This window comes from Dactylosporangium sp. CA-233914, from assembly GCF_050942935.1.
Classification (GTDB): domain Bacteria; phylum Actinomycetota; class Actinomycetes; order Mycobacteriales; family Micromonosporaceae; genus Dactylosporangium.
Genome location: NZ_CP192030.1, coordinates 5,091,679 through 5,118,487 on the forward strand (window position 1 = coordinate 5,091,679; position 26,809 = coordinate 5,118,487).

The 26,809-nt window shown below is 70.1% G+C and carries 24 protein-coding genes; 13 read left to right on the forward strand and 11 right to left on the reverse strand.

All coding sequences use genetic code 11. The features are described 5' to 3' along the window. The first annotated feature begins 43 nt into the window (after nt 1-43). From ACQPY0_RS22670 to ACQPY0_RS22710, 9 genes are all read left to right on the forward strand, one after another. Nucleotides 44-1,555 (forward strand): long-chain-fatty-acid--CoA ligase, encoded by a 1,512-nt coding sequence (locus tag ACQPY0_RS22670; protein ID WP_432991992.1) that lies wholly within the window; start codon nt 44-46, stop codon nt 1,553-1,555. A gap of 97 nt (nt 1,556-1,652) precedes the next feature. Further along, on the forward strand, nt 1,653-2,840 hold the full coding sequence (locus ACQPY0_RS22675; RefSeq protein WP_432991995.1) for a sugar ABC transporter substrate-binding protein: 1,188 nt from the start codon (nt 1,653-1,655) through the stop codon (nt 2,838-2,840). A gap of 4 nt (nt 2,841-2,844) precedes the next feature. Beyond that, nucleotides 2,845-4,392 (forward strand): sugar ABC transporter ATP-binding protein, encoded by a 1,548-nt coding sequence (locus tag ACQPY0_RS22680; RefSeq protein ID WP_432991998.1) that lies wholly within the window; start codon nt 2,845-2,847, stop codon nt 4,390-4,392. Further along, a complete protein-coding gene (locus ACQPY0_RS22685) occupies nt 4,389-5,450 on the forward strand; it encodes an ABC transporter permease (protein WP_432992001.1) in 1,062 nt (353 codons plus the stop codon). The genes ACQPY0_RS22680 and ACQPY0_RS22685 overlap by 4 nt, the downstream gene beginning before the upstream one ends. 64 nt (nt 5,451-5,514) lie before the next feature. Then, a complete protein-coding gene (locus ACQPY0_RS22690) occupies nt 5,515-6,588 on the forward strand; it encodes an alpha/beta hydrolase (RefSeq protein ID WP_432992004.1) in 1,074 nt (357 codons plus the stop codon). A 10-nt stretch (nt 6,589-6,598) separates the two neighbouring features. Further along, the gene (locus ACQPY0_RS22695) at nt 6,599-7,549 is read left to right on the forward strand and encodes a zinc-binding dehydrogenase (protein ID WP_432992007.1); all 951 of its coding nucleotides are present in this window, start codon (nt 6,599-6,601) and stop codon (nt 7,547-7,549) included. A 25-nt stretch (nt 7,550-7,574) separates the two neighbouring features. After that, the gene (locus tag ACQPY0_RS22700) at nt 7,575-8,441 is read left to right on the forward strand and encodes a mycofactocin-coupled SDR family oxidoreductase (protein ID WP_432992010.1); all 867 of its coding nucleotides are present in this window, start codon (nt 7,575-7,577) and stop codon (nt 8,439-8,441) included. Between the two features lie 125 nt (nt 8,442-8,566). After that, entirely contained in the window at nt 8,567-9,280 is a 714-nt protein-coding gene (locus ACQPY0_RS22705) for a GntR family transcriptional regulator (RefSeq protein WP_432992013.1), read from the forward strand. Between the two features lie 92 nt (nt 9,281-9,372). Then, entirely contained in the window at nt 9,373-10,344 is a 972-nt protein-coding gene (locus ACQPY0_RS22710) for a phosphotransferase family protein (RefSeq protein ID WP_432992016.1), read from the forward strand. Here ACQPY0_RS22710 and mftD read toward each other — a convergent pair. The 7 genes from mftD to mftA form a co-directional block, all read right to left on the reverse strand. Beyond that, a complete protein-coding gene (gene mftD / locus ACQPY0_RS22715; protein ID WP_432992019.1) occupies nt 10,341-11,513 on the reverse strand; it encodes a pre-mycofactocin synthase MftD in 1,173 nt (390 codons plus the stop codon). The genes ACQPY0_RS22710 and mftD overlap by 4 nt on opposite strands. Continuing rightward, the gene (mftF, locus tag ACQPY0_RS22720) at nt 11,510-12,964 is read right to left on the reverse strand and encodes a mycofactocin biosynthesis glycosyltransferase MftF (RefSeq protein WP_432992022.1); all 1,455 of its coding nucleotides are present in this window, start codon (nt 12,962-12,964) and stop codon (nt 11,510-11,512) included. Before mftF ends, mftD begins: the two co-directional genes overlap by 4 nt. Then, entirely contained in the window at nt 12,961-13,764 is an 804-nt protein-coding gene (locus ACQPY0_RS22725; RefSeq protein WP_432992025.1) for a mycofactocin-coupled SDR family oxidoreductase, read from the reverse strand. Before ACQPY0_RS22725 ends, mftF begins: the two co-directional genes overlap by 4 nt. Then, nucleotides 13,740-14,603, reverse strand: a complete 864-nt coding sequence (gene mftE / locus ACQPY0_RS22730; protein ID WP_432992028.1) for a mycofactocin biosynthesis peptidyl-dipeptidase MftE — start codon at nt 14,601-14,603, stop codon at nt 13,740-13,742. Before mftE ends, ACQPY0_RS22725 begins: the two co-directional genes overlap by 25 nt. An 84-nt stretch (nt 14,604-14,687) precedes the next feature. After that, nucleotides 14,688-15,872, reverse strand: a complete 1,185-nt coding sequence (gene mftC, locus ACQPY0_RS22735) for a mycofactocin radical SAM maturase (RefSeq protein ID WP_432992031.1) — start codon at nt 15,870-15,872, stop codon at nt 14,688-14,690. Beyond that, nucleotides 15,869-16,168 carry a mycofactocin biosynthesis chaperone MftB gene (gene mftB / locus ACQPY0_RS22740; protein WP_432992034.1) on the reverse strand — a complete coding sequence of 100 codons (300 nt, stop codon included), beginning with the start codon at nt 16,166-16,168 and terminating at the stop codon, nt 15,869-15,871. The genes mftC and mftB overlap by 4 nt, the downstream gene beginning before the upstream one ends. Continuing rightward, complete coding sequence (gene mftA, locus ACQPY0_RS22745; protein ID WP_432992037.1) at nt 16,158-16,310, reverse strand: mycofactocin precursor MftA; 153 nt, start codon at nt 16,308-16,310, stop codon at nt 16,158-16,160. The genes mftB and mftA overlap by 11 nt, the downstream gene beginning before the upstream one ends. Nucleotides 16,311-16,459: 149 nt before the next feature. Here mftA and mftR point away from each other — a divergent pair, with 149 nt between their 5' ends. After that, nucleotides 16,460-17,098: a mycofactocin system transcriptional regulator gene (gene mftR, locus ACQPY0_RS22750; protein WP_432992040.1), complete on the forward strand. Its 639-nt coding sequence runs from the start codon at nt 16,460-16,462 to the stop codon at nt 17,096-17,098. A gap of 143 nt (nt 17,099-17,241) precedes the next feature. Here mftR and ACQPY0_RS22755 read toward each other — a convergent pair whose 3' ends face one another. The 4 genes from ACQPY0_RS22755 to ACQPY0_RS22770 form a co-directional block, all read right to left on the reverse strand. Further along, entirely contained in the window at nt 17,242-19,731 is a 2,490-nt protein-coding gene (locus ACQPY0_RS22755) for an ATP-binding cassette domain-containing protein (RefSeq protein ID WP_432992043.1), read from the reverse strand. A gap of 66 nt (nt 19,732-19,797) precedes the next feature. Continuing rightward, nucleotides 19,798-20,955: a substrate-binding domain-containing protein gene (locus ACQPY0_RS22760; protein ID WP_432992046.1), complete on the reverse strand. Its 1,158-nt coding sequence runs from the start codon at nt 20,953-20,955 to the stop codon at nt 19,798-19,800. Nucleotides 20,956-21,028: 73 nt separating this feature from the next. Next, the gene (locus tag ACQPY0_RS22765; RefSeq protein WP_432992049.1) at nt 21,029-21,970 is read right to left on the reverse strand and encodes an ABC transporter permease; all 942 of its coding nucleotides are present in this window, start codon (nt 21,968-21,970) and stop codon (nt 21,029-21,031) included. Between the two features lie 116 nt (nt 21,971-22,086). Further along, nucleotides 22,087-22,842 (reverse strand): SDR family NAD(P)-dependent oxidoreductase, encoded by a 756-nt coding sequence (locus tag ACQPY0_RS22770; protein ID WP_432992052.1) that lies wholly within the window; start codon nt 22,840-22,842, stop codon nt 22,087-22,089. A 182-nt stretch (nt 22,843-23,024) separates the two neighbouring features. On the opposite strand from ACQPY0_RS22770, the gene ACQPY0_RS22775 reads away from it, so the two are divergent. Genes ACQPY0_RS22775 through ACQPY0_RS22785 form a run of 3 tightly spaced genes read left to right on the forward strand, consistent with a single transcriptional unit; the run spans nt 23,025 to nt 26,771 of the window. Continuing rightward, nucleotides 23,025-23,993 (forward strand): carbon-nitrogen hydrolase family protein, encoded by a 969-nt coding sequence (locus ACQPY0_RS22775; RefSeq protein WP_432992055.1) that lies wholly within the window; start codon nt 23,025-23,027, stop codon nt 23,991-23,993. A gap of 49 nt (nt 23,994-24,042) precedes the next feature. Further along, nucleotides 24,043-25,017, forward strand: coding sequence for a cyclase family protein (locus tag ACQPY0_RS22780; RefSeq protein ID WP_432992058.1), 975 nt, complete (start codon nt 24,043-24,045; stop codon nt 25,015-25,017). 59 nt (nt 25,018-25,076) lie between these two features. Further along, the gene (locus tag ACQPY0_RS22785) at nt 25,077-26,771 is read left to right on the forward strand and encodes a dihydroxy-acid dehydratase (protein WP_432992061.1); all 1,695 of its coding nucleotides are present in this window, start codon (nt 25,077-25,079) and stop codon (nt 26,769-26,771) included. Nucleotides 26,772-26,809: the final 38 nt, after the last annotated feature.

Genomic DNA, 26,809 nt, shown 5'->3' on the forward strand with positions numbered 1-26,809 from the left:
CACATACCTACAAGTTGCGACGCTTCGAGGGGACGTGAGGGCAGTGTCGTTCAATCTGGCAGTGATACTGCGTGAGCAGGCCGCCAGAAACCCCGACCGGATTCTGCTCCATGCGGGCGCAGCGTCATGGAATTATCGCGCCGTCGACGACGCGTCGGGGCGGCTCGCCGCAGCTCTGCGCCGGCTCGGGCTGCGCCCCGGGGATCGGATCGCCGTGCAGCTGCCCAATGTGCCCGAGTTCGTCATCGCGTACTTCGGGGCGCTGCGGGCCGGTCTGATCATGGTCCCGTTGAATCCACAGCTGACCGCCCACGAGCTGCGGTATCACCTCATCGACAGCCAGGCCAGGCTCATCATCACCCACGAGCTTTCCGTCGGGCAGGCATCCGAAGCGGCACGCGGCATCGGCGACCTGCCCGTCCACGTCGTCACCGGCGATGCCGCGCCGGATGGCGTCGCCCACTTCGATGATCTGCTCACGGGAGACGACGAGGCGGGCCTCCACCCGTCAGCGCCGCAGGACACCGCGGTGCTGCTGTACAGCAGCGGGACCACGGGCAAACCCAAGGGTGCCGAGCTGACACATTTCCAGCTGTTCATGAACTGCACGGTCGCCGGCGAACTGTTCGGTATCAGGCCCGACGACGTGTCCGTGGCGGTGCTGCCGCTGTTCCACGTCTTCGGCCTGTCCACGGTCCTCAACCTCGCGGTGCGTTACGGCGCTGGCCTCGCTCTGGTGCCCCGCTTCGAAGCCGACGAGGTCCTGGACATCATCGAACGCCTGCGGTGCACCGTGTTCTGGGGCGTGCCGACGATGTACGTGGCCCTGCTCCGCGCCGCCGCGGCAGGGCGCGACCTCTCGAGCCTGCGCGCCGCCGTCTCCGGCGGAGCCGCCATCCCCGGCGAGGTCATCCGGCAGTTCGAGGACAAGTTCTCCGGCGTCGTCGTCCTGGAGGGGTACGGGCTGTCCGAGACGGCCAGCGTGGCGACCTTCAACGTCAGTGCCGAACAGCGCAAGGTGCTCTCCATCGGCAGAGCCATCTGGGGCGTGGAAGTGCGCATCGTGGGCCCCGATGGCGCCGAGCTGCCGCCTGGGCCCCGGCAGGTCGGTGAGATCGTCATCCGCGGCCACAACGTGATGAAGGGATACCACAACCGGCCCGAGGAGACGGCCCGCGCGATACGCGACGGCTGGTTCCACACCGGCGACCTCGGCTACCGCGACGAGGAGGGCTACTTCTTCATCGTGGACCGGCTCAAGGACCTGATCATCCGGGGCGGGTACAACGTGTATCCGCGAGAGGTCGAAGAGGCGCTGTACGAACACCCCGCGGTGGCCGAGGCCGCTGTCGTCGGTCGGCCTGACGAACGACTGGGCGAGGAAGTCACCGCCCACGTCGTGCTGCGGCCCGGTGCGCGAGCCGACAGCCAGGAACTGCACGTTCACTGCCGTGAGCGCCTGGCAAGTTACAAGTACCCCCGCGAAATCCACATCGTCGCCGCCCTTCCCAAGGGTCCGACCGGCAAAATCCTCAAGCGCGCGCTGCGTCAGTAGCCGGCGGCAAACGTGACGCCCACGCCACACCCCATGAGCGCTCCACACCCCATGAACAGAGCACTCCGCACCCCATGAGCAGAGAACCGAGGGCACCATGAACCATTTCACCGGCCGCCTTCTGCCAGCGATCGCCGTCGCGACCGTGACCATCCTGTCTGCCTGCACTTCCAGCGGGTCGAAGCCGGGCACCGAGGACGCCGTCAACAGCACGGTGGCGCCGTCGGAGGCGAACAAGATCCTCGACGAGATCCACGCCGGCCCGCCCACCGCGTGCACCAGCGGCAAGGACCTGACGCTCGGCTTTGCCGCCGTGTGGAGTTCCAACGCTGCCGGCAAGGCCTCCAACGATGCCTTCGACGCGGCCGCCAAGGCCTGCGGCGCGACACCGCTCGTCGTCGAGGCCAAGGCCGATGATCCGCTCAACACGATGATCAGCGCGATGGACCTGATCACCTCCAAGAAGGCCGACGCGGTGACGTTCTTCCCGCTCACCGCTGATGTGATGACAGCCCCGAGCAGGCGGGCGGCTGCCGCCGGCATCCCGGTCGTCGCCGGGGAGCTGACGAACTTCACCGGCGCCGCTACGACGTTCCACCAGGACCGCCTCACCGGAGCAGTGAACGCCGCCAAGCTGTTCTGCGCAAAGCATCCGGACGGCGGAGAAGTCATCTACGGCGCCTACGGACAGCCTCAGCAGGATCTGCTGGACATGCAGAAGCGGTTCACCCAGGAACTCGCGTCGTGCAGCGCGAACAAGCTGAAGGTCGTGGCGACCTACCAAAACCAGACCGACGACATTGCCGGCGGCCTCAGTACCGCCCAGGCCGCCATGCAGCAACACCCCAAGGTCATCGGTGTGGTTGCCTACAACGACACCGATGCGGTGGCCGCCTCGCGGGCCGCGTCGAACCTCGGCATCCGCAACCAGCTCACGATCGTGGGCTACAACGTCGACGCGGTCGGCCTCGACGCGCTGCAGAAGGGCACCATCGACTATTCCTTCCTCTGGGGACAGCCCGAGCAGGTGCAGGAAACCGTCAACGTGATGATCGCCCTGGCGACGGGGCAGAAGGCGCCGAAGTACATCACGCTCTACCCGAAGTGTGTCAGCAAGAAGACCGCGGCCCAGGTGCCGTCGGTCGCGGTCCGCACCGCGGGAATCGCCGAGGGCCGGGACATGTCGAAGACCGGGCTGCAGCCGATGTTGCGAAGCGACGACACGCCCGTTCTGGAGGTTCCCGACAACGTTCGCGAGTCCGTGGCGTGCCCGGTGGAGAGCTGACGAAATGGATACGTCGCGCACGGCGAACGACCTGCTGCACGTCGAGGGGATCTGCATGCGATTCCCCGGGGTCCAGGCCCTCGAGGACGTCCGGTTGACGGTCAGGCCCGGCGAGGTCCTCGGCCTGGTAGGGGAGAACGGGTCCGGCAAGTCCACCCTGCTCAAGATCCTTGCCGGCCGGTACTCGCCCGACAGCGGTGAGGTGTACGTCGACGGGCAACGCGTCTCCATCGCCAACCCGGCTCATGCCCTGCGCCTCGGGATCGCGCTGGTGGCCCAGGAGGTGCTCATCCAGCCCGAGCTGACGGTTGCCGAGAACCTCCTCGACGGCCGGATGCCACGGCGGGCCGGTCTGGTCCGGTGGCGCGAGACCCGTCGGCTGGCGCAGGAGGAACTGGAGTCACTCGGGCTCGCGCTCGACCCGGCGGTGGTCACCGGGCGACTGCCCCTGCATCAGCAGCAGATGCTGGCCATCGCCCGGGTGGTGCGCCGCCGGCCCCGCCTGGCGTTGTTCGACGAGCCGACCAGCTCTCTGACGGCGCAGGAGGCGAGCACCGTCCACGCCATGATCCGGCAGTTGCGGGCCATGGGGACGGCCGCCGTCTACATCACGCACCGGCTCCAGGACTACTTCGAGGTCACCGACAGAGTGGCGGTTCTGCGCGACGGCAGGAACGTCGCCACCGAGCAGACCCGGGACGTCGATGAACACGGTTTGGTCCAGCTGATGGTCGGGCGGCAGCAGACCGGGCTGTTCCAGCGGCCCGCTACCCGCAACCATCGACCCGAGCACCAGACCACCGACGGGGGACCCCCCGCCGCCCTGCAGGTGGCCGCACTGCACACCGATCACCTGCAGAACATCAACCTGACGGTGCGGCCGGGAGAGATCCTCGGGATCGCGGGCCAGGCAGGGTCGGGGCGGACCAGCCTCGCCGAGACGCTGTTCGGGCGCTGGCCGTACCGTGGCCGGGTCCTGGTCAATGGTCGCCAGGTCAAGCTGCGATCGTCGCGCGCGGCCGTGGCGGCCGGGGTCGCGCTTGTTCCGGAGGACCGCAAGAGATCCGGGCTCGTGCTGTCGATGACCGTCCAGGAGAACCTCACCATGGCGACGTGGTCCCGGATGGCCGTCGGTGGAGTCCGCCGTCCCGGGCGGGAGCGTCACGCCGCCAAGCGCATGGCCGACCGGCTGGCGCTTCGGGCGGCCGGACTGGACGTGGAGGTGGGCACGCTCAGCGGCGGCAACCAGCAGAAGATCGCCATCGGGAAGTGGCTGGCCCGCCGACCGGCGATCCTCATCCTCGACGAGCCGACGCGCGGGGTCGACGTAGGGGCCAAGGCTGAGATCTACGCGTTGATCGAGGCCCTCGCCGCTGACGGCGGTGCCGTCATCGTCGTCTCCTCGGAGCTGCTGGAGGTCCTGCGGCTGGCAGACCGCATCGTGGTCATGGCGGATGGACGCATCGTCGGCGAGCAGCCCGGGGCCGAGGCGAGCGAAGAATCGATCACCGCAATGGCGTTTGCCGCGCCGGTGCCGGAGGGAGCACGATGAACCGCGCCGTGCGGCAACACTCCGCCGCGAGCGACGAGGCTGGTGCGCGAGTCGCGTCACGTCCACCGGTCACCGGCCGGTCAGCCACGTGGCTGCAGCGATCTCTCACCGGCTCGTCGGCCCCGATGATCGCCGTCAGCGCCCTGCTGATCCTGCTGATCATTGTAGAGATCCTGACCGAGCCGAACTTCGCCTCCTCGTCCAACATCACGAATCTGCTCAGAACCAGCGCCGTCCCCGCTCTGCTCGTAGTGGGAATGACGATGGTGATCCTGACCGGTGGTATCGACCTGTCCATGGGCGGTATCCTCGGCATCAGCGGTATCGCCTACGCGAAGCTGCGAGTGGCCGGCGTTCCGGCCCTGCTCGCCCTGCTGCTCACGGTGCTGCTCGGCGCGGCCATCGGCTTCGGGATCAACGGCATCCTGATCGGTCGCCTGCGGATGTCCTTTTTCGTCGTCACGCTCGCTTCGGCCTCCGCCCTGGGCGGGATTGCCCTGCTCTGGGCGCAGGACAAGCAGATCGACATGTCTCAGGACGCCCTGGCCGCGGCGATCGGCAACAGCGTCATCGGAACCGTGCTTCCGTACGGCGCCGTCATCGCTCTCGGTGCGGTCCTGGTCGCGGGGCTGGCCCTGCGCTACACCGTGTTCGGGCGCTCCGTCTACGCGGTCGGAGGTAACGCCGAGGCGGCGGAACTGTCCGGGCTGCGCCGGGAATGGATCGTTCCGTGCGTCTACGGGATCAGCGGCGCATGCGCCGCCATGGCCGGGGTCATGACGATCGGCAGGCAGACCATCGCCGATCCCACCGCCGGCAACTCTTCGATCGTGCTGTACGTGGTGGCGGCGACGCTGCTGTCCGGCGTCGCGGTCGCCGGCGGTGCCGGATCGGTGTACGGCGCCTTGATCGGCACCGCATTCCTGCAGGTGCTGTCGAATGCACTGGCTCTGCGGGGCTTCAACAACAGCTGGCAGATGCTCGTCACGGGCGTGATCCTGCTGATGGCCGTGTACTTCGACCGCGTCCGCCAGCGGCTCGCGGCCAGCCGAGGCTAGCCCGCCTCCCAAGCAGATTGCCCGAATGGTGATGTCCGAGCTAATCCAACCGACAAGGGGCGAAATGACAGCCGACGCAGCCGCCGAACTCGCCGCGGCCACCAGGTCGCGAGCGGTCGCGGCAGGAATTGACGTTTATGAGTACGACCAGGTCGCTGGAGCGCTGCAGGACCTGACCGAGTGGCCCGCGGCTTTCCGGGAGACCGCCGAACGACACCGGTCGGCCGCCCGCGACGCACGGGACGACGGTCGGGCGATCACCGCCGCGGACAACTATCGCCTCGCATCGCTCTGGTTCTACTTCGCCGGTGCGTTCCCCTCACCAGATTTCGCGAGCTACCGGGACGCCGCAGATACTCAACAGGCGGCCCTCGACCTGCAGGGCGCTCGCAGCGCCCGGGTCGTCGGTCAAGAGTTCGTCGGCGTGCTGCGGCTGCCTTCAGGGTCGGGGGACACTACGCCCCTGGTCGTCATTCTCGGCGGAGTCGACGGGGCGAAAGAGGAATCGCTCGCCGTCTCGGACGAGCTCATCCGACGCGGACTGGCCACCCTCGCCCTGGACGGGCCCGGCCAGGGCGAGCTGGCGGGCAGCCGCCCCCCGACGCAGGACTTCGCCGCGGTGGTCAGCGCGGCCCTGGACGCCGCCTGCACAGGGGCCGTGCCGGGATGGAGCCCGGCCGCGGTGGGCGCGCTCGGCACCAGCCTGGGGGGCCACTACACGCTGCGCAGCCTGGCCGCCGAGCCTCGGATCCGAGCGGCGGTCGTGGTCAGCGGCTTCGCCACCGCCTCCTGGGCCGCCGTGCACCCGTACGTGCAGAGTCTGATGACCTTCCGGGCGGGAAGCGAGCAGGTCGCCCGCGAATTCGCCGACTCGCTCGACATCACCGCGAGGATCCCGGCGATCACGCAGTCTCTTCTGCTCGTCGACGGAGGCCAGGATGCCCTGGTCCAGGGCGATTTCACCGGCCGGTGGATCGCCTCGACCGCACCGAACGCCGAGTACCGGCTCGTGCCCACAGGCGACCACAACGTGGCCAACGCCCGGTGGGAGTGGCTGCCCCAGGCGGCCGACTGGCTGGCGGCGCGGCTTGTCACCCCGGCGTTGCCGGAGTCGGACGCCGCTGCAGCGGCCCGCTGAAAGGAGCGGCATGCGCGCGATCATCCTGGACCGAGCCGCCAGCCCCATCCTGCGGGTGCGGGACGTTCCTGACCCGACGCCGGGGCCGCACGAAGCTCTCGTGCGGATCAACGCGGCCGCGCTGAACTTCGGTGAGGTCTCCCACGCGTTCGGCACCCAGGGAAACCACCTGCGACAGATCCCGGACGGCACCGTCATGGGCAACGACGCCGCCGGCGTGGTCATCGAGGCAGCCGCCGACGGGTCCGGCCCGGCCGCGGGCGCGACCGTCGTGACCCTCGGTATCGGCGGCGCCTGGGCCGAACTCCGCGCCGTCAGCACCGACTTCCTTGCCGAGGCGCCCGCGGGCACGGACTTCGGCGTGCTGAGCACACTGCCCGTCGCCGGACTGAGCGCCCTGCACGGCTTGGCCCGGCTGGGCCCCATCCTCGGCAAGCGCGTTCTCGTCACCGGCGCCAGCGGCGGGGTCGGCACATTCGCCCTCCAGTTGGCCCGCCTCGCGGGCGCCGAGGTCGTGGCATCGACCAGCAACCCCGACGCCCACGGCGACACTCTGCGCCGGCTCGGCGCCAGCGAGATCGTCGCCACCCCGGCCGAGGTGACCCGGCCCGTTCACGGTGTGCTCGACCAGGTCGGCGGCGGCCAGTTGGTCGACGCCTTCCGCCGGCTCGCCCCACACGGAACTCTCGTTGCCATCGGACATTCATCGGGGCAGGGCGAGACCTTCGACTTCGGAGACCTGTTCGGAGACGAGGGCCGGCACGATCGCGCCATCGTCACCTTCTTCCTGGGAGACCTGCGCGGCCTGGGTCCCGACCTGCGCTGGCTGGCCGCCCGAGTCGCCGCCGGCGAGCTCGACCCGCAGATCGGCTGGAGGGGCGACTGGTCGCGGGCCGAGGAGGCTTACACAGCCCTGCTGAACCGCCGCATCACCGGCAAGGCCGTACTCGACATCAACTGATTCCGCCTCGGCAAAAGGAGATCCGATGAGCAACTTCGAAGGCAAGGTCGCGTTCGTCACCGGCGGGGGCCGCGGGCAGGGCAGGGAAATCGCGGTCGAATTCGCCCGGCGGGGCGCCGACGTCGCCGTGGTCGACATCGGGACCGACATCGCGTCCGTCCCCTATCCGCTCGCCACCCAGGATGACCTGGAAGAAACCAAGTCGCTCGTCGAGGCCCAGGGCCGACGCTGCGTCGCCCGCATCGCCGACGTGCGCGACCAGCAGGCCCTGGACTCGGCCGTGGACGCCACCGTGGCCGAACTCGGCCGCGTCGACATCCTCGTGGCGAACGCCGGGATCTACGACTGGTCCTCCAGCCCGCTCTGGGAGACCTCGGACCAGGCCTGGACGGACCAGATCGGGGTGTGCCTCGAGGGTGTGTGGCGAAGCGCCAAGGCCGTTGCCCCCCACCTCATCCGTCAGGGCGAGGGTGGATCGATGGTGTTCACCTCCTCCAACCTGGGCAGGGAGGGAGCTCAGTTCAGCGCTCCCTACGTGGCCGCGAAGCACGGTGTCATCGGCTTGATGCGGACCGCGGCGCTCGAACTGGGCGTATACGGGATCAGGGTGAATGCGCTCCTGCCGAGCACGACCGACACCAAGATCAATGACCACCAAACGGGCTGGAGCAGGGCCAGCGGGAAGCCGGACGCGACCCGCGAGGACTACCTCGAGGCCCTCCACGTGTGGACCGTGCTTCGCAACACCGGGGTGATCCCAGCCAGCGCGCCCGCCCTCGCCGCAGTCTGGCTCAGTTCCGACGAAGCCCGCTACGTGACCGGGATCGAGCTTCCGGTCGACGCGGGCCACCTCACGCTGCCCGGGTACAATCCCTGGCCGGCGCGCGGCTGAGTCAAGTTCTTCGCAGCCGGCGCGCAAGATCGGCGGTGCATTCAATCGTGCATGAATTGAACGCATTAAGATGGGTTGTGTTCGTGTTCTCAACGATCCGGTTCTGAAAGATGAGGCGGGACTTGGTGTCCGATGGTGCGATCCTGACCCGCGGTTCGGGTAGCGGGGAGTCCCTCAGCGACGTCGTCGTCGCCGTCCTGCAGCGTCGCATCCTCTCCGGTGAGATCCCGATCGGCACGTGGCTGCGGCACGGCGCGCTCGCCGAAGAACTCGGGATCAGCCGGACGCCGGTCCGCGAGGCCTTGCGGATCCTTGCCGCGCAGGGCATCGTCACGATCGCACCGAACCGGGGTGCGCAGGTGAACGGGCAGTCGGGGCAGGACATCCGTGAGATCGGCGAAGTGCGCGCCGAGTTGGAAGGGTTCGCCTCGGAGCTGGCCGCGGACCGGATGGACGATGCCCAGATCAAGCGCATGACCGGCTCGTGGGAGACCTTCCGCGAATCGCTCGGCAGGTCACCGTCGGAACAGGCCGAGCAGTGGGCGATCTCGAACGAGGAGTTTCATTCCGTCATTCTCGAGGCGGCCGGGAACCCCTACCTTTCGCTCACCATCAACGAACTGCGTCGCCGCCTGCCGCACAACCTGTCCTTCGCCGCCTACGCGGGAAACTCACGGCTGATCACTCGCAACCTCAAGGAACATGAGGCCATCGCTGACGCGATCCTCTCCCAGGACGGCCCGCGGGCCCGGCGCCTGATGGCGGCGCACATCCGCACCTCGATCGACGCCACCGCACGCCGGGTGGAACAGGCTGCCGGCGAGACCCCGAGGCGGTGAACCGATGCCGGCACGTCCAGTCCGACGAACCGGCTCATCCACCCGAAGTGCGCCTCCCCCCGGTGGCGGGAAACCGAAGTAGTGTTCTGCGTGTGCAGGTCCCGTGGTTGCAGGCTGCCGACGCGGAGGCGATCCTGCGGCCGGTCGTGCCGGGCTGCCGCGTCGCCGAGGTGGTGACGCGGCCCGGCGGGGAGGTGGTCCGGGTCTTCGAGGTGCGGCTGGACGGGCCGCTCCGCCCGCTCATCGTCAAGGTCTACGCGCAGCGGTGGCGGTGGAAGCTCGCCAAGGAGGTGTACGTCTACCGGCAGCTGGCCCGGCGCGGCATCACCGGCGTTCCCCGGGTGCTGCACGCGGAACCGGCCGGCGTCCCGGCGCTGCCGCTGCCGTTCGTCGTACTCACCCGGCTCGACGGTGAGCCCCTGTCCGCGGTCGCCGGGCGGCTGTCCGGGGCTGCCATCGGCCGTGTCTACGAGCAGATGGGCACGCTGCTGGCGGCCCTGCACCGGGTCCGGTGCGGCCGTTGGGGGTACATCGTGACCGGCATCTACGATCCGAAGCCGACGAATGTCGCCTACATGGAGGCCGAGTTCGCCGAGAAGCTGCAGCGTTTCGCCGACCTCGGCGGCGATCCCGCGCTGCGCGAGGCGGTCGCCGCGCACGCAGTGCGGCACGCCGGCGAGCTGGCGGCGTGCCGCTCGCCGGTGCTGTGTCACAACGACTTCCACGAGGGCAACGTCCTCGTGGCCGCAGAGGGCGATCGGTGCACGCTCACCGGCTGCATCGACGTGGAGAACGCGGTCGCCGCGGACCCGCTGCTCGATCTGGCCAAGACCGAGTACTACGCGATCCGCGACGACGACAGCCGTCGCGACGCACTGCTGCGCGGCTACGGGCCGCTGCCGGCCGGCTGGGCCCGGCGCGTCGCGATCTACCGCGTCCTGCACGCCGTCGACTTCTGGAACCACTGCTCGGCGTCGGGCCGCCGGGGCCAACTGCCGGCCGTGGCCGCCGACATCGAGACGATGCTGCGCGGCGAGCCCCTCGGTCCGTGGCGGTCCGGTTAAGCTCCGAGCGTACGCGTGAAGTCCGGCGGGATGACGATGTCGTCGGGCCGTAGCTCGTCGATCGAGGCGCGGCCGAGGCCCATCAGGCCGGAGTCCAGGCCGCCGCGCAGGATGTCCAGGACGTTCTGCACGCCCTTCTGGCCGTTGGCGGCCAGGCCCCACAGGTACGCCCGGCCGATCATCACCGCGCGGGCGCCGAGGGCCAGGGCCTTGACCACGTCGCTGCCGCGGCGGACGCCGCCGTCGAGCAGGATCTCGATCTGGTCGCCGACGGCGGCGGCGATCGACGGCAGGACGCGGATCGACGCCGGGGTGCCGTCGAGGTTGTTGCCGCCGTGGTTGGACACCGAGATCGCGGTGACGCCGGCGTCGACCGCCCGTTTGGCGTCGTCGACGCGGGTCACGCCCTTGAGCATGAAGGGTCCGCCCCACTCCTCGCGCAGCCACGCCACGTCCTCCCAGCTCGGCGGCGCGGACTGCATCCAGTCGAAGTACGCCCCGAAGAAGGTCGGCGGCTGCTTGCCCTCCTCGGCCATGTTCGGCGCGCGCAGGTCCGGGACGTGCCCGGCCTTGACGAACTTGGCGAGCCACCGCGGGTGGGTCAGCGCCTCGGGGGCGAAGCGCAGGGCCTCGCGGAGGGTGAGTCGCTCGGGGATGTGCGGGCTGCCCCAGTCGCGGCCGTTGGAGAACGACCAGTCCAGCGTGGCGATGACGCCGACCGCGCCGGCCCGGCGGGCGCGGTCCATGCGCGCGGCCATCTGCTCGCGAGTGCCGACCCAGTACATCTGGAAGAACGTCTGCGGGTTGGCCTTGACGACCTCCTCGATCGGCTTGCTCGCGAACGAGCTGAGGCCCATCGCCGTGCCGCGGGCGGCGGCGGCGCGGGCCACGGCGACCTCGCCGTCGGGGTGTACGGCCTGGACTCCGGTGGGCGAGATGATCACCGGGAGGGAGATCGACTGGCCCATCACGGTGGTGGCGAGGTCGCGCTTGGCGGGCAGGCCGGCCACGTGGGGTGCGAGGCCCAGCGCGTCGAACGCGGCCTGGTTGTCCTGCAGCGTCAGCCCCTTCTCGGAGCCGGCGACCAGGGCACCGTAGACCGACTTCGGCAGGCGCTTGCGGGCCTGGCGCTGAGCGACGGCCACCGTCTCGAACCACCCGCTGCTCATGTGTTACTCCGATCGAAAGGACGGCCACTCGCGATGACCGGACGGACTGCGGAAAGAGTGCGGTGGCGAATGGAGCCGAACCACACGCCACTGCCGTAGGCGATGTCGTCGGCGATCGCCGCCGCCGTGAATCGGAGCGGGTCCAGCCGGGGACGGTGCCGGCACCAGCCGGCGAGGCCGGGGCCGATCAGCAGCGAGGCTGCGCCGAGCCGGCGGGTCCACGGGCGCCGCTCGTGCCGGACCGCGGGCGCGAGGACCGCGGCGAGCAGGAGCGGCGAGGCGAACTGCACGCTGTAGCGGCCGAGGTTCAGCCAGGTCCGGTAGGTGGCGCCGAGCATGGCGGGCACGGCATCACGGACCGGACCGCCGGGCACGCCGGCCCGGTGCAGCGTCCGCGCGGCTGCGGCGACCGCCGCGGTGAACCCGGCGCCCGCGGCCAGCGGCCGGCGGGCGAGCAGGGCGGCGACGGTCACCGTCGGCAGCGCCGACACGACCAGCGGCCGCATCTCGGCCGGGTGCCGCCGCGCCAGCTGCGGGGCGGAGCTGCCGTACCGGAATCGCCGCGACAGCAGCGCCGGCCAGGTCCTCGGCTCGTCATGCTGCACCTGTACCGCAGGGTCGTACCGGATTCGCCAGCCCGCGTGGTGCAGCCGCCAGATCAGGTCGACGTCCTCGCCGACGGTCATCGCCGGGTCGAACACGTCCTCGCCGCGGGCCACGTCGAGCAGCGCGGCCCGCCGCACCACCAGCGCAGCCGTCGGGACGTAGGCCACGCGGGTCAGCGGCACGACCCGGGCCTCGTGGTCGCCGAGGTCCAGGCTGCCGCAGGCCTGGTTGTAGCGGCCCACGCTGCGCACCGGCGCGGCGGTGGCCAGTGGGACGATCCTTGGCGCGGCGACCGCGACCAGCGGGTCGGCCAGGTGCGCGGCGAGCCGCTCGATCCAGCCGGGCACGGGGACGCAGTCGCTGTCAACCATGACAACGATCTCGGTGCCGGCGTGGCGCAGGCCGGTGTTGCGGGCGGCACCTGCGCCGCCATTGTGGGGCCGGCGCACGACCGTGGCGCCGTGCCGGGCAGCGACCGCGGCGACCCCGCGCGGGTCCCGGGAGCCGTCGTCGACGACGATCACCGGGTAGTCGCGGCCGAGCCCGGCGAGGCAACGGTCGAGCTGCGGCACCCGGTCGCGCACCGGGATGACCACGGTCGCGTCGGGCCGCTCGCGCATCCTCGGCGGCCGCGGATGCAGCAGGCCGGCGTCGGTGAGCTTGCGGGCGAGGGCGCCGCCGGCGGCGGAGGTGACCGAGCCGCACCGCAGCTCGTTCAGCGCGCGGCGCCCGGCCGGCGCCAGCCGCAGGATCCGCGGTGGCGCACCGCCCGACAGCGTCGCACCGTCAAGTAGCCGTGCGCCGGGATCGAAGGCCACCCCGAACCCGATCGGCAGCGGTGTCACAGCGCCAGCCCCCCGTCGACCGGGACGACCGCGCCGGTCATGCCGCTGCCGCCCGGCCCGGCGAGGAACGCCAGCACGGCGGCGATCTCGCCCGGGTCGAGCAGCCGGCGCATCGGCTGCTGCGCGGCGAACGCCTTGGCGTCGGCGAGCCCGTAGAGCTGGGCGCTCTCGTCGAGGATCGGCGTCGCGGTGGAGCCGGGGCTCACCGCGTTGGCCGTCACCCCGGTGCCGCCCAGCTCGACGGCGAGTGCGCGGATCAGCCCGGTGACGCCGGCCTTCGCGGCGCAGTACACGGCGAGCATCGGCAGCCCGCGGGTCGCGGCGGCGGAGGCGACCGCGAGGAACCGGCCGGACCGGGGCGCGGGCCGGCGCAGCAGTGCCGGCACGGCGGCGCGGGCCAGCGACACGACTCCGCCGAGGTTGACGTCCAGCACCGCCTGCTGCTGGGCCGGTGGTACCTCCCACAGCGGCGCGCCGCCGGCGATCACCCCGGCGACCGCGAGCGCGGCGTCCAGCCCGCCCCAGGTGCGTTCGGCCGCGAGTACCGCCGCGTCCATCGCCACCGGATCACGCACGTCCGCGACGAACGCGCGGACCCGGCCCGCGTCACCCGCGCGCCGGTTGCCCTCCGCGACCACCGCGTCCAGCTCCTCCCGCGTCCCCATCGGGTACGGCAGGTGGGGGTTGTCCTCCACGACGTCCACCGCGAGCACCGACCACCCGTCGTCGACCAGCGCCAGCACCGTGGCCGCCCCGATCCCACGGGCTGCGCCGGTCACGAGCGCGACTCGGCCGGCCATGCGGCCTCCGCTTCGCTGCGGCCGCCTGGCCTGTGGGCTGAGCTGGTGGTGGCCGGCCCCTCCGCTTCGCTCCGGACCGGCCATGCGGCCTCCGCTTCGCTCCGGCCGCCTGGCCTGTGGGCTGAGCTGATGGTGGCCGGCCCCTCCGCTTCGCTGCGGACCGGCCATGCCTCCACCTCCTCGATCAGCCGCACCGCGAGCGTGTCGAGCAGCCGCGATCCCTCCGCGGCGGTCGCCCCCGCCGGATCACCGAGCACACCGGACGCGCTGACCGACCGGACGCCGCCGGCCCGCAGCAGCGGCATGAGCTCGCCGATCGGCCGTGGGTCCCCGGCGACCGCGTCGGCCATCGACACGCGCTGCGGTGTCATGGACAGCTGCATGGCTGTCTCGGTGCGGCCGGCGTGGGGCTCGCCTTCCCAATGCGGCATGTGTACCCGTACGTCGCGCGACTCCGCGCGCAGCCGGGCGACCGCGCGCGTCACCGCCTCCGCGTTGCCGCCGTGGGCGCAGACGAGCAGGACCCGGCCGAACGTCTCGCATGCGGAGCGCGCGAGCCGGGTCACCAGGTGCTCCAGCACGTTCTGGCCGATCGACAGCGTTCCGGCGAAGCCGGCGTGCTCGTCGCTGGCGCCGTACGGCAATGGCGGTGCGATCAGCACGTCGTCGCGGGCCGCGGCGAGCCGGCGGCACAGCGCGACGGCGATGTCGGTGTCGGTGGACAGCGGCAGGTGCGGGCCGTGCTGCTCGGTCGAGCCGAGCGGGACGGCGAGGATCGCGCCGGCCGCGGCGCGTTGCCGGACGACGGGCCACGGCAGGTCGGCCACCCAGGCGGACACGGCAATCGACTCCCTCACGGTGCGGACAGCGTCGACACTGCGACGTCAAAGCGGGTGGGTGATGCGGCCGAGCCGCGGGCGGCGTCAGGCCGGCGAGAGTCCGGCCAGAGGGCTTTCGTCGCAGGCGCGGTCGGGTCCCCGCCGGGTCAGCGTGACCGGCACGGGACGGCCGCGGTGCGAGTGGTCGGCCGACGGTCGGGGTACCTCGCGGAGCGCGGCGGCGGCCAGGGCGGCCTGGCCATGTCCCTTGACGCACTCCGGGTCCGGGCCGTCGAGCGGCAGCCCGGTGAAGAACTTGGCGGCCATGCAGCCGCCCCGGCAAGCGTCATACGCCGAGCACGAGTGGCACGCGCCGCCGGTCTGCGGGCGGCGCAGGTCGGCGAAGAGGGCCGACTCGCGCCAGACGCGGGCGAAGCCGCCGCCGTCGCGGACGTTGCCGGCGAGGAAGTTCTCGTGGATGGCGAACGGGCAGGCGTAGACGTCGCCGACCGGGTCGATCAGGCAGACGACCCGGCCCGCGCCGCACAGGTTGAGCCCGGGCAGCGACTCGCCGTACCCGGAAAGATGGAAGAACGAGTCGCCGGTCAGCACCCCTTCGCCGTTGGCGACCAGCCAGTCGTAGAGGACCCGCTGCTGTGCGGCGGTCGGATGCAGTTCGTCCCAGACGTCGGCGCCGCGGCCGGATGGGCGCAGGCGGGTGATGCGCAGCTGGGCGTCGAAGCGATCGGCGATCGCCTTGAACGCGTCCAGCTGGCTGACGTTGTGCCGGGTCACCACCACGGAGATCTTGAAGCCGCGGAACCCGGCGTCGGCGAGGTGCCGCATGGCCCGCATCGCGGTGTCGTAGGAACCCGCGCCGCGGACCGCGTCGTTGACCTCGGCGGTCGCCCCGTCCAGGGAGATCTGCACGTCGACGTAGTCGCTGGCGGCGAGGCGGCGGGCTACCTCGGGCGTGATCTTCACACCGTTGGTGGAGAACTTCACGCCGACGTGGTGGGCGCTCGCGTAGTCGACCAGCTCCCAGAAGTCGGGACGGACGGTCGGCTCGCCGCCGCCGATGTTGACGTAGAAGACCTGCATCCGCTCCAGCTCGTCGATCACGGCCTTGCACTCGGCGGTGTTCAGCTCGCGTGGATCGCGCCGCCCGGAGCTGGACAGGCAGTGCACGCACGACAGGTTGCAGGCGTAGGTCAGCTCCCAGGTCAGGCAGATCGGCGCGTCAAGCCCGTGCTGGAACTGCTCGACCAACGGCAGCGGGGTACCACTCACGCGTCTTCGCCCCTCTCGCAGATCATGTGTGACCCCGCGAGCGTCGCCAGGGCCCGGTGGTACGTGGGCAGCTCCTGCGGGCGGACGCCGGCCGACCGGCAGGCGTCGTCGGCCGTCCGGGCGTCCGCCAGGCCCTTGACCACCGTGAGCAGCGTCGGGCTCTTCAGGAACGACAGACGGCGGGTGCCGAAGTGGTAGAGCAGCGCGCCGAAGCGCTCGGGCCGGACGGAGACCTGCGGGTGCAGGCGCCATGCGGCCTGCGGATCGAAGCCGTCCGGCCCGGACTCAGTAGACACCGCACATGCCGTCGATCGAGACCTCCTCGACGAGGAGGTCCTCCTCGACGAGGGTCTCGTCAACCACCGTGTGGCCCTCGACCGCGACCGGCGCATTTCGAGGGTCGGTGACAATAATCGCCGACTCCAGGGGTGGATTCATCAGGTGCTCCTTGCCGTGATCGGGGGTACCGCGCCGTATATTCGTCACTCGGTGATGAATGTATGGACGGTAACCCGCCGACGCGCCCTCCACAAGAGGTCGGCGGTGCCGGGGTGCACCGGGCGAGGCCGGTGCAGGAGACTACATCCATGACCGAGTCTGTTCCGCGCCGTGGGCGGCCCCCCGGCACGAGCCGGCGTCAGCTGGAACGCATCGCGCTGCGGCTCTTCGCCGAGCACGGCTTCGAGCAGACGACGGTCGACCAGATCGCCACCGAGGCGGGGATCAACAAGCGCTCGTTCTTCCGATACTTCGACTCGAAGGCCGCCGTGCTGTGGGGTGCCTTCGACGCGGAGGTCGACGCGCTTCGCAAGGAGCTCGCCGCGGCGCCGCCCGGCACTCCCGTCATGGAGGCCATCCGCAAGGCGGTGGTGGCCGTCAATCACTACCGGGCCGACGACGTGCCCGAGCTGCGTGCCCGGATGAAGCTGATCGGGTCGATCCCTGGCCTCAACCTCGGCGCGGCGAAGCACTACGACGCCTGGGAGCGGGTGGTGAGCGAATACGTCGCGCAGCGGGTCGGTCAGCCGGCCGACTCGCTCTACCCGCTCGCGGTCGGGCGAGTGACGCTGGCGGCGTGCCGGGCCGCCTACGAGCGATGGGTCGCCCGCGCCGACGCGAACCTCACCGTGTACCTCGACGCCGCGCTGATCGCGCTGGCCTCAGGCTTCGCCGAACACACCTTCACCGAGGAGCCGACGCCGCGCCGTCACATCGCGGCGTCGTGACGACTGGCGGTTCCCCCCCGACAGCTCGGAGGCTTTCGATCGCGGACGGAGTCGTGGGGCGGCGAGGTGCAATCCTCGCCGCCCCACGCCGTGATGTCGTCACTCGAGAGGTTGTGCCCGTCGCCGCCGATGCGCAACGGGGCTCATGGCAGACGGGTCCGGCGTTGTGCCTGGGCGAAGAGCCCGGTCGCCGCGAGGGCCATCAGGCCGGGTAGCCAGTATTGCCATGCCTGGGAAAGCCCGGCGAACACCGCGACGTTCTGGGTGACCTGCACCAGCAGTACTCCGAAGAAGACTCCCAAGAAGCTGCCGCGGCCCCCGAAGATGGATGCCCCGCCGAGGACGACGGCGGTGATGCTCGCCAGCGTGTAGGAGGTCCCGGCGGTCGGGTCGCCCACGCCGATCTGGGCCGCGAGCAACAATCCGCCGAGCAGCGTGCACAACGCGCTTGCGACGTAGGCCAGCACCTTGACTCGGCCGACCGGGATGCCGCGCTTGTGCGCCGCCTGCTCGTCCGACCCGGTTCCCCGCAGGAAGAGTCCGGTCATCCTGCGCCGGGAGGCGAATTCGAGTGCCACGACGAGTGCCGCACCGGCGAGTACCGACCAGGGGACCGGCCCCAGCCGCGCCTGCAACACATCGGTCACCGGCTGGGCGATCGTCCCGCCGGGCGTGTCGCGCATGGCGAGCGACAGTCCCTGCAACGCCATGAACGCGACCAGCGTGGCCACGACCGGGGTGACGGCGGCGAAGCGTACGAGTGCCCCGTTGCACAGTCCGACCGCTCCCGCCAGCAGCGCCATCAGGACGAATCCCAGGATCCACCACCCGACCGGGAAGTCGGCGCCGACGTAGAACGACGCCACGACGACGAGCGTGCCGCTCAGCGGGCCCACGGAGAGATCGATGCCGCCGGTCAGCATCACGATCAACTGACCGGTGGCCAGGAACAGCACGGGAGCGAGCAGCTCCAGCACGCTGGTGATGTTGAAGCTCGACAGGAACCGGTCGTTCTGCGCGGCGCCGACGACGCCCAGGGCGAGGACGGCGGCGGCCAGGAACAAGGTCGGGCTCTGCTCGCCGGCGAGGAAGCTCCGCCAGCGCTGGCGTGGGGCGTCCGCGGACGAGGTGCCCCGGTCGGCCTGGTTGGCGGCCGACCCGGTCAGAGACGCCGCGGTGATCGCCTCGTCCGTGATCTCGTCGCCGACGAGTTCGGCCACCACGCTGCCTCTGGAGAAGACCAGGACCCGGTCGCACAGTCCGGCGAGTTCCACGTTGTCCGAGCTGAGGACGACGACGGGAACGCCGTCGTCGGCGGTGGCCCGCAGCCGGTGGTAGATGTCGGAGCGTACGCCGACGTCGATGCCCTGCGTCGGTTCGTCACACAGCAGGACCTTGGGATCGGAGAGCAGTGACCGGCCGAGTACCACTTTCTGCTGGTTGCCGCCGGAGAGCGTCTCGACCGCCACGTCGGGCGAGGCGAGCTTGACGCCGAGGTCGGCAATCTCGCGGCCGATGAGTTGATCTTCGCGGTCCAGCGCGATGATGCCGTGTCGTGCCGTGCGTTCCACGGCCGCGACCGCGAGGTTCTCGCGAACGGAGTGGACGTTGGCGACACCCTCGACGTGCCGTTCTTGTGGCATGAGGACGATGCCCGCCCGGCGCGCCCGGCGCGGGTTCGACACGTTGACGGGACGGTCCTCGACCAGGACCTGCCCGTGACCCGGTGCGGCGCCGCCGAGGGCCCTGATGAACTCACGCTGGCCATTGCCTTCGACTCCGGCCAGGCCGAGGATCTCGTGCCGCGCGAGCTCCACGCTGACATCGGTGAAGCGTTCGGACGTGAGGTGCTGGACTCGCAGGACGGGTTCGCCCGGGTCGCGGCCTCGATCGGGAAACAGCGCCGTGACCTCGCGGCCGGCCACGCGGGTGATGATCTCCTGCTCGGTGACCTCGGAACGGTTGAACGTTCCGCGCGTCTGCCCGTCCCGCAGCACCGTGATGCGGTCGGCCAGCGCGAAGACGTCGGGCAGACGGTGGCTGATGTAGACGACCGCGACGCCGCGGGCGGCCAGTTGCCGGATGCACTCGAACAGCCGGGCGGTCTCGGCGGCCATGAAGGGTTCGGTGGGCTCGTCGAGGATGACGATCTGTGGATCACAGGCGAGTGCGCCGCAGATCTCGACCGCCTGCTTCTCCGCCAGGGTGAGGGTCCGGGCCGCAGCGGTAGGGTCGATGGGCATCCCCATCGGGAGCAGCCGGTCCGCCGCCCACCGTGTCGCCGCGGAGAACCGAGGCCGCTGCCGGTCCGGTACGGAAAGCATGAGGTTCTCGGTCACGGTGAGGTCGGGCAGCAGCGCCGGGTGCTGGAAGGCGATGGCGAGCCCCTCCGACCGCGCCGCGGTAGGGGAGCTGGCGGTGATCGCTCGTCCGGCGATCTCGATCTGCCCGCTGTCCGGCTTCAACGCGCCGGAGGCGACGGCCATGAGCGTGGACTTGCCGGCGCCGTTGCCGCCGACGAGCGCGTGGATCTCACCGGCACGGACTTCGAAGTCGACACTGTCGAGTGCGAGGACGCCGGGGAAGCGTTTCGTCACACCGCGCATGACCAGGCGGGCGTTCGATGCGTCCATGGGTGGGTGTCCTTTCGGTGCCTGGTCGTAGCCGGATCAACCGGCTGCGACCAGGCGTCGAGGCGGTCAGTTGTAGACGTTCTTGAGTTCCTCGGCGGGCATCTGGGCCGACAGGATGGCGCTGCTGGGCAACGCCGGGTCGCACTTGGGCCGCTTGGCGGTGTCGAAGCTGTCCTCGTAGATCGGAATGTTGATGATCTCGGGCTCATCGTTCTTGATGCCCTGCTTGGCGGCGACGGCCTTGCGCAAGGCGAGTCGGACGATCCACGTACGGCTGGACACCGTGACGATGTTGAAACCCGGTTGCTGGGTGCTGAGCTGCTGCCACTCGCATGCGAAGCCGTTGAGGTCGTTCGCCGTCCACAGCGGCAGCTTGCGGTTGGCGGCCTGGAAGGCCCGGATGCCGCCCAGCGAGCCGTCGCCCGAGTCGGAGATGATGGCGTCGATCTTCGGGTACTTCGTCAGCAGCCCGGCGACGACACGTTGCGTCTGGGCCGGGTTCCAGTTCGTGTCGATCGGCTTCCCGGCATCGTTCAACAGCTTCACGTTCTTGCAGGCCGCGTTGCTGGCGAACTCCTCCTCGACGCCCTTGATCTCGGTGGTGCTCTGCGTGTTGCCGGGCGTACCGCCGAGGAAGAGGGCGTTGCCTCCCGCGGCGCCCAGGTGCTCGCACGTCCACCGCGCCCAGGTGTGTCCGTCGTTGATGGTGTTGTGGCCGACGAACGTGGTGTAGTCCTTGCCCGGCGTACCACCCGGGTTGGCGGTCCAGGGCACGACGGCCACGCCGGCCTGCAGTGCCTCCCGGAGGGTGGGTAGCAGTGCCTCACCGGCGTCGGGGAAGACGACGATCGCGTCGGCGCCCTGGCTCACGAGCGCCTTGATGTCGCTGATGGCCTTTTGCGGGTTGTTCTGGGCGTCGGAGTACGGCAGCACTGTGAGGTTGGAGCACTTGTGTGCTTCGTTCTCGAACTCCGCGCGGGCCGTCTTGCGCCAGGCGTTGTCGCCCGTGCCGTCGGCCAGCGCCACCTTCAGCGGTTTGGTGCCGCAGAACTCGGTGATCGACTTCAGCTGGCCGACGTCGCCGATCCGGCTGCTGTCGCTGTAGACCTTGTCGACGTTGGTGGAGCCCGCCGAGTCACCCTTCGCCGTGGCGCATCCGGTGACCACGAAGGCGGCGGTGACCAGCGATCCGGCCGCCAGCATGCGGCTTCGCTTGTAGAGCATCGTCACTCCAGTTGGGGTGTGTTCCGGTTCCCGGTGATCGAAGGCAGGACGGAGCGTCTCCTTCGGTTCCCGGTCACCGGGGGTGGAATCCGGTTGCCTTGAAGAGGCGAGAGATCGCGCCGAACGGCACCCGGCGCAGGATGACCGCCAGTGCGAGTACAGCCGCCTGGACGAGCAGTTGGACGGAGGTTGTGGCGCCCGCTGCCAGGACGACCTGACTGAGCTGGGTCAGGAACAAGGCCGCCCCGCCGGTGGCGAGCGCACTGCTCATGCCACCGGTCAGCAGACTTCCGCCGAGTACCACGGCGGCGATCGACGACAGTTGGTAGGTGTTGCCGAGCAGGATGTCCGGCGTCCTGAGGTATCCCGCGAGCAGCAGGCCCGCCAACGCGTAGAGGAGCCCGGCCACGACGTAGGCGGAGATCTGGTACGCCGACGTCCGGACGCCGAGCAGCCGCGCCGCCGCAGGGTTGGCCCCGACGGCCATGAAACGGCGACCCACCACCGTACGGCGTCGCAGCCATTGCGTGACGGCGACCAGGACGGCGGCGATGATCAGCAGGTTGGGGAAGATCCACAGCGAACCGGCCGCGAACTCGCTGAAACGACGATGAGCCGATCCCGGAAAGCCCTTCGACAGTTGCAGCACGACGCCGATCAGCACCGCGTTCATGGCCAGGGTGACCACGAACGTGGCGATCTCGAACCGCACTACGGCGACGCCGATGACGAGCCCGCCGACGGCACCGGCCAGCAGGCCGAGGGCGGCCGCGAGCGGCACCGGCATGCCGGTCGTCTGGGGTACCTTGGTCGCGAACACGGCGGCCAGTGCCATCGCCCCGGGCACCGACAGGTCGATGCCGCCTTGACTGATGACGAACGACTGGCCGAGCGCGGCGATCGCAAGGATCGCGGCGAAGGGCAGCATCGACTGCAGTGCCGAGATCGAGAGGCTGCCGGGTGCGATCAGCGGACTGATCGCGAAGAGCCCGGCGGCCATCACCCACACCGGCATGAATGGACCCCGCGGCAGGCTCAGACGGGGTCGACGCGTCAACACGGTGGTTTGCTCCGGTTCGCGTATGTCGAAAGACATCGGCAGGTACCTTCTATGAGCCGGGATTCAGCTGGTCAGACGGCGGTGTAGCCGCCGTCGACCGGCACGTCGGCGCCGGTGATGAAGCTCGCCTGAGCGCTCAGCAGAAACACGACGACCGCTGCGATCTCGGTGACGTCCGCGGTCCGGCGCAGCGGATGCGAGTCCACGAGCGCCCGTTCGGCCGCGGCCGGGTCCGGCTGTGCGGCGAGGTACGAGCGCAGCTGATCCGTCCGCACCGATCCCGGGCTCACGACATTGCAGCGGATGTTGTGCCGGGCGTAGTCGGCGGCGATCTGCCGGCTCAACTGCAGCACCGCGCCCTTCGACGCGCAGTACGCCGGCTGATTCGGCAGGCCGACGCGACCGGAGATCGACGAGAGGTTCAGGATGACACCGCCCGTTGCCTGTCCGACCATCGCGCGGACGACGTGTTTGCACGTGAGGAACGTGCCGGTGGCGTTGACGCTGAGCACCCGCGTCCAGTCCTCGAGCGTCGTTTCGGTGAGGGGCCGGGAGATCATCGTGGCGGCGCAGTTGACCAGGCCGTGAATGCCACCCCAGGCGTTCACCGCCGCCGCGACCGCGCCCTGGACGGCGGCTTCGTCCGTGACGTCGGCGGCGCAGGCCAGGGCCTGTCGCCCGTCGGCGCGCAGCTCTGCGGCAAGTCGCTCGATGCCGTCGACGCGGTGATCGACCAGCAGCACGGCGCTGCCCGTATCGGCGACGGCCCGGGCGGCGCCGGCGCCGATCCCACCGCTCGCACCGGTAATCATGACGACGTTCCTCACAACGACATCCTTCGATTTTTAGGAGTCCTCAGTCGCGCCTGGGAAGTGCCTTGGCGCCAGGTGTCGAGGGGTACCTCGCAGTCCCGCCAAGCGTGCGCTCGCGGCGACCAGAGCAAGTCGATCGGGGGGTAGTCCGACGATCTGACCTGCGTCAACGACTTGCAAGCTCGAACGAGGCTGACATGCTGCATGCAGCATGTCAAGGGGGGCGCGAGCAACGTTCGTTGATTGACGTGCTGCATGCAGCATGCTACTTTTCGACCCCGTTGGAACAGGAAGGCGGGTCAACCGAGGTGCATGAAACGGACAGGACGACACGCGTCGCGGTCGCCCAGCTGCCCTCAGCCAAGGGAGATCTGGATGCCAACCTCGAGCGGGCGATCGACGCGATCGGACGCGCCGGGTCGGCCGGCCACGAGCTCCTCGTGTTCCCCGAGTGCGCGCTCAGCGGATATATGGTCGATTCACGGGCTGAGGCCGAGCGGCAGGCCATCGCTGTCGGGGACCGGCGAGTCGCCCACCTCGTCGAAGCCTGCCGCCAGGCGTCGGTCATCGCCGTGGTCGGGTTCCTTGAGTCGGCCGGCGACGTGCTCTACAACGCCGCGGTGACACTGGGGCCTGACGGGATACTCGGGATCTATCGCAAGCAGCACCTGCCGTTGCTGGGTCTGGACCGCTTCGTGGCGCCGGGCCTCGGCAAGGACCCGAGGGTGGTGCCGACCCCGATCGGCAACATCGGTGTGATGATCTGCTTCGACCTGCGGTTCCCCGAGTCCGCGCGGGTGCTCGCACTGCAGGGGGCGGACATCATCGCGATGCCGACCGCATGGCCGCGCAGCGCCACCTTCCTCGCCGAGCACGTCACTCGCGTACGGGCGCTGGAGAACCTCGTCTACCTTGCCGTCGCCGATCGCGCGGACGAGGAGAACGGCGTCGCCTTCCTCGGCCGCAGCCAGGTGGTGTCACCGGCCGGCGAGGTGCTCGTCGACGCGGGCGACGCCGAAGGGATCTTCGGTGCCGGCGTGGACCTCGCTCAGGCACGGACCAAGAAGCTCGTGATCATCCCGGACGAGTACGAAGTCGCGGTCTTCGCCGAGCGCAAACCCGACCTGTACCGGGAAATAACCCGGACTTCCGTGCCCGGCTCGTAGCCGGGACGCCGTCAGCGGGCAGGACAAGCAGGCAGAAAGGAGATCGCTCGTGTGCGGACCTGAGTTCATCACGCCGGAGACCCGCAGGAGAATCGCGGCGTACGCCGCCGAGTTCCGGAAGGTGACGACGAGCCCCTTCGGCGCCGAGGACGAAATCGGCATGCTCAACCTCCTGTCGCCGGAACGGGCACGGGAGGTGATGCGTCGAGCCGATGGCGGCGCCGCGATCGACCTCTCCGTGGACCTGTTCGTCGGCATGCCGTCGTGGATCAAGGCCGGCGACCCGGCCTTCCAGCAGTGGATGACCCACACCCCCGGCGGCACGATCCTGGACGACCTGACCGGCGCCGGTCTCACGCAGAACCAGTTGGTCTCCTACTCCGGGGACGCGGTGTCGATGTACACCCATACCGGGACGCACATCGACACGCTGAACCACTTCGGCTACAACGGCGAGATCTGGAACGGATTCTCCGCGGCTCAGCACCTCAGCTCGCGGCACTGGACCAAGTGCGGCGCCGACAAGATACCGCCGATCATCGGTCGCGGTGTGCTCTTCGACGTGGCGGGCCTGCACGGCGTCGACATGCTGCCGGACAACTACGGGATCGGCGCCGACGATCTCCGCGATGCGTTGCGACGACAGGGCACGTCGTTCTTCCCGGGAGACATCGCCCTCGTCCGCACCGGACGCATGACCCAGTGGCCCGACCCGCGACGGTACATCGACAACAGCCCGGGACTGAACCTCGCGGGCGCGCAGTATCTGGCCCGCGCCGGAGCATCAGTGATCGGTGGGGACAACTCGGCGCTGGAGCAGATGCCCGCCGACGATCCAGAGAACTGGCAGGTCGTCCACACCTACCTGCTCGGCGAGGCCGGTGTGCCGATGATGGAAATCGTCGACTGCGAGCGGCTCGCCGCGGAATCCATCCACGAGTTCGCGTTCGTCGGCGCCTGCCTGAAGATCCGCGGCGCCACCGGGGCGCCCATGCGTCCGCTCGCGATGCCGCTGGCCGGCTGAGCGCTCCCGGTCACGGCCCCATACCGTCAATACTTCGTACACGTAAGGCGACCCCTGCCATGTCTGCACAAGAGTCCGTTTCCGCGATCGACCACAGCCGCACCGCCTACGGCGACGAGGCCTTCAGCCGGTATCTCCGCCGCGCGTTTCTCGCCTCGGCGGGGTACGACGACGTCGATCTCGATCGGCCTGTGATCGGGATCGCGGTCACCACCTCCGCCTACAACACGTGCCACCGGGAGATGCCGGCGCTCGCGGACGCCGTCCGGCGGGGCGTCCTGGAAGCCGGTGGCCTGCCGATGGAGTTTCCGACCATCTCCCTCGGCGAGATCCTCACCTCGCCCACCTCCATGTTGTTCCGCAACCTGATGGCGATGGACACCGAGGAGATGATCCACGCACTGCCGATGGACGCCGCCATCCTGCTCGGCGGGTGCGACAAGACCGTTCCCGCCCAGCTGATGGCCGCGGCCTCGGCCGACAAGCCGGTCCTGCTGGAGGTCGTGGGGCCGATGATGACCGGCAGCTGGCGAGGTGAGCGACTCGGCGCGTGCACCGACTGCCGGCGGCTGTGGGCTCGCCACCGGGCCGGGGAGCTGGACGCCGGCGAGATCACGCAGGCCCGCGGCGAACTGGTGACGACCGCGGGCACCTGTGCCGTCATGGGTACCGCATCCACCATGGCCTGCATGACCGAGACGCTGGGCATGATGCTTCCCGGGGGAGCCACCGCGGGCGCCGCGACCGGCGAGCGTCTTCGGCACGGGGCCGCGACCGGGCGGCGAGCCGTGGAACTCGCACGGCAGGGGGCACCCATTCCCCGGGAGATTCTGACGAAGCACGCGTTCGAGAACGCCATCAAGGTGCTCGCCGCGCTCGGCGGCTCCACCAACGCCCTCGTTCATCTGGTCGCCGTGGCCCGACGCGCCGGCATCGACCTGTCGCTCACCGAGTTCGACACCATCGGCGCCAAGGTGCCGCTGCTGGTGGACTGCAAGCCGTCAGGCGCGAACTACATGGAGGACTTCCACCGCTCCGGCGGCCTCCCCGCGCTGCTCAAGGAGCTCGAACCACACCTGGAAACCTCGACGGTCGGCATCAGCGGGCGTCCGCTCGCCGAACTGCTCGAGCAGACTCGCCCGCGCGAGGACTGGCAGCACGTCATCCGACCCCTGGGCGACCCGCTCGGCCCTCCCGGCGCGCTGGCCGTCCTGACCGGATCGCTCGCTCCCAACGGTGCGGTGATCAAGACCTCGGCGGCCAGCGCCGAGCTGCTGCAGCACACCGGCCCGGCCTTCGTGGTCGAGGCCGGCCAGGACATCGCCAGGATCCTCGACGACCCCGACCTCGACATCACGCCCGATCATGTTCTCGTACTGCGGGGGGCCGGGCCGGTCGGTGCGGGGATGCCCGAGGCCGGCGCGTTGCCCATTCCGGGCAAGCTGGCGCGGCAGGGCATCCGGGACATCGTCAGGGTCAGCGACGCCAGGATGAGCGGCACCTCGTACGGCACCGTCGTGCTGCATTGCGATCCCGAGGCCGCCGCCGGCGGGCCGCTCGCCGTCGTCCGCAACGGTGACCTGATCCGGCTCGACGTGCCCGCTCGCCGGCTCGACCTCATGGTGGACGAGGCTGAGATCGCCCGGCGCCTGCGTGACTTCACGCCGGCCCCGCTACCCAGCCGCGGCTGGCGACGGCTCTACGCCGAGACGGTCCTGCCGGCCAGTCAAGGCGCTGATCTATCCTTTCTGTGACGCCGAGGACCGAAACCTGGGGAACGATGGTGCCCGCA

Excerpts from the sequence above, each read along its gene's own strand:
- ACQPY0_RS22675 (WP_432991995.1), top strand. The coding sequence starts at position 1,653 with ATGAACCATTTCACCGGCCGCCTTCTGCCAGCGATCGCCGTCGCGACC.
- ACQPY0_RS22680 (WP_432991998.1), top strand. The coding sequence starts at position 2,845 with ATGGATACGTCGCGCACGGCGAACGACCTGCTGCACGTCGAGGGGATC.
- ACQPY0_RS22685 (WP_432992001.1), top strand. The coding sequence starts at position 4,389 with ATGAACCGCGCCGTGCGGCAACACTCCGCCGCGAGCGACGAGGCTGGT.
- ACQPY0_RS22690 (WP_432992004.1), top strand. The coding sequence starts at position 5,515 with ATGACAGCCGACGCAGCCGCCGAACTCGCCGCGGCCACCAGGTCGCGA.
- ACQPY0_RS22695 (WP_432992007.1), top strand. The coding sequence starts at position 6,599 with ATGCGCGCGATCATCCTGGACCGAGCCGCCAGCCCCATCCTGCGGGTG.
- ACQPY0_RS22700 (WP_432992010.1), top strand. The coding sequence starts at position 7,575 with ATGAGCAACTTCGAAGGCAAGGTCGCGTTCGTCACCGGCGGGGGCCGC.
- mftD (WP_432992019.1), bottom strand. The coding sequence starts at position 11,513 with ATGAGCAGCGGGTGGTTCGAGACGGTGGCCGTCGCTCAGCGCCAGGCC.
- ACQPY0_RS22725 (WP_432992025.1), bottom strand. The coding sequence starts at position 13,764 with ATGGCCGGCCGAGTCGCGCTCGTGACCGGCGCAGCCCGTGGGATCGGG.
- mftA (WP_432992037.1), bottom strand. The coding sequence starts at position 16,310 with ATGAATCCACCCCTGGAGTCGGCGATTATTGTCACCGACCCTCGAAAT.
- mftR (WP_432992040.1), top strand. The coding sequence starts at position 16,460 with ATGACCGAGTCTGTTCCGCGCCGTGGGCGGCCCCCCGGCACGAGCCGG.
- ACQPY0_RS22755 (WP_432992043.1), bottom strand. The coding sequence starts at position 19,731 with ATGGACGCATCGAACGCCCGCCTGGTCATGCGCGGTGTGACGAAACGC.
- ACQPY0_RS22760 (WP_432992046.1), bottom strand. The coding sequence starts at position 20,955 with ATGCTCTACAAGCGAAGCCGCATGCTGGCGGCCGGATCGCTGGTCACC.
- ACQPY0_RS22765 (WP_432992049.1), bottom strand. The coding sequence starts at position 21,970 with ATGCCGGTGTGGGTGATGGCCGCCGGGCTCTTCGCGATCAGTCCGCTG.
- ACQPY0_RS22775 (WP_432992055.1), top strand. The coding sequence starts at position 23,025 with ATGCTGCATGCAGCATGTCAAGGGGGGCGCGAGCAACGTTCGTTGATT.
- ACQPY0_RS22785 (WP_432992061.1), top strand. The coding sequence starts at position 25,077 with ATGTCTGCACAAGAGTCCGTTTCCGCGATCGACCACAGCCGCACCGCC.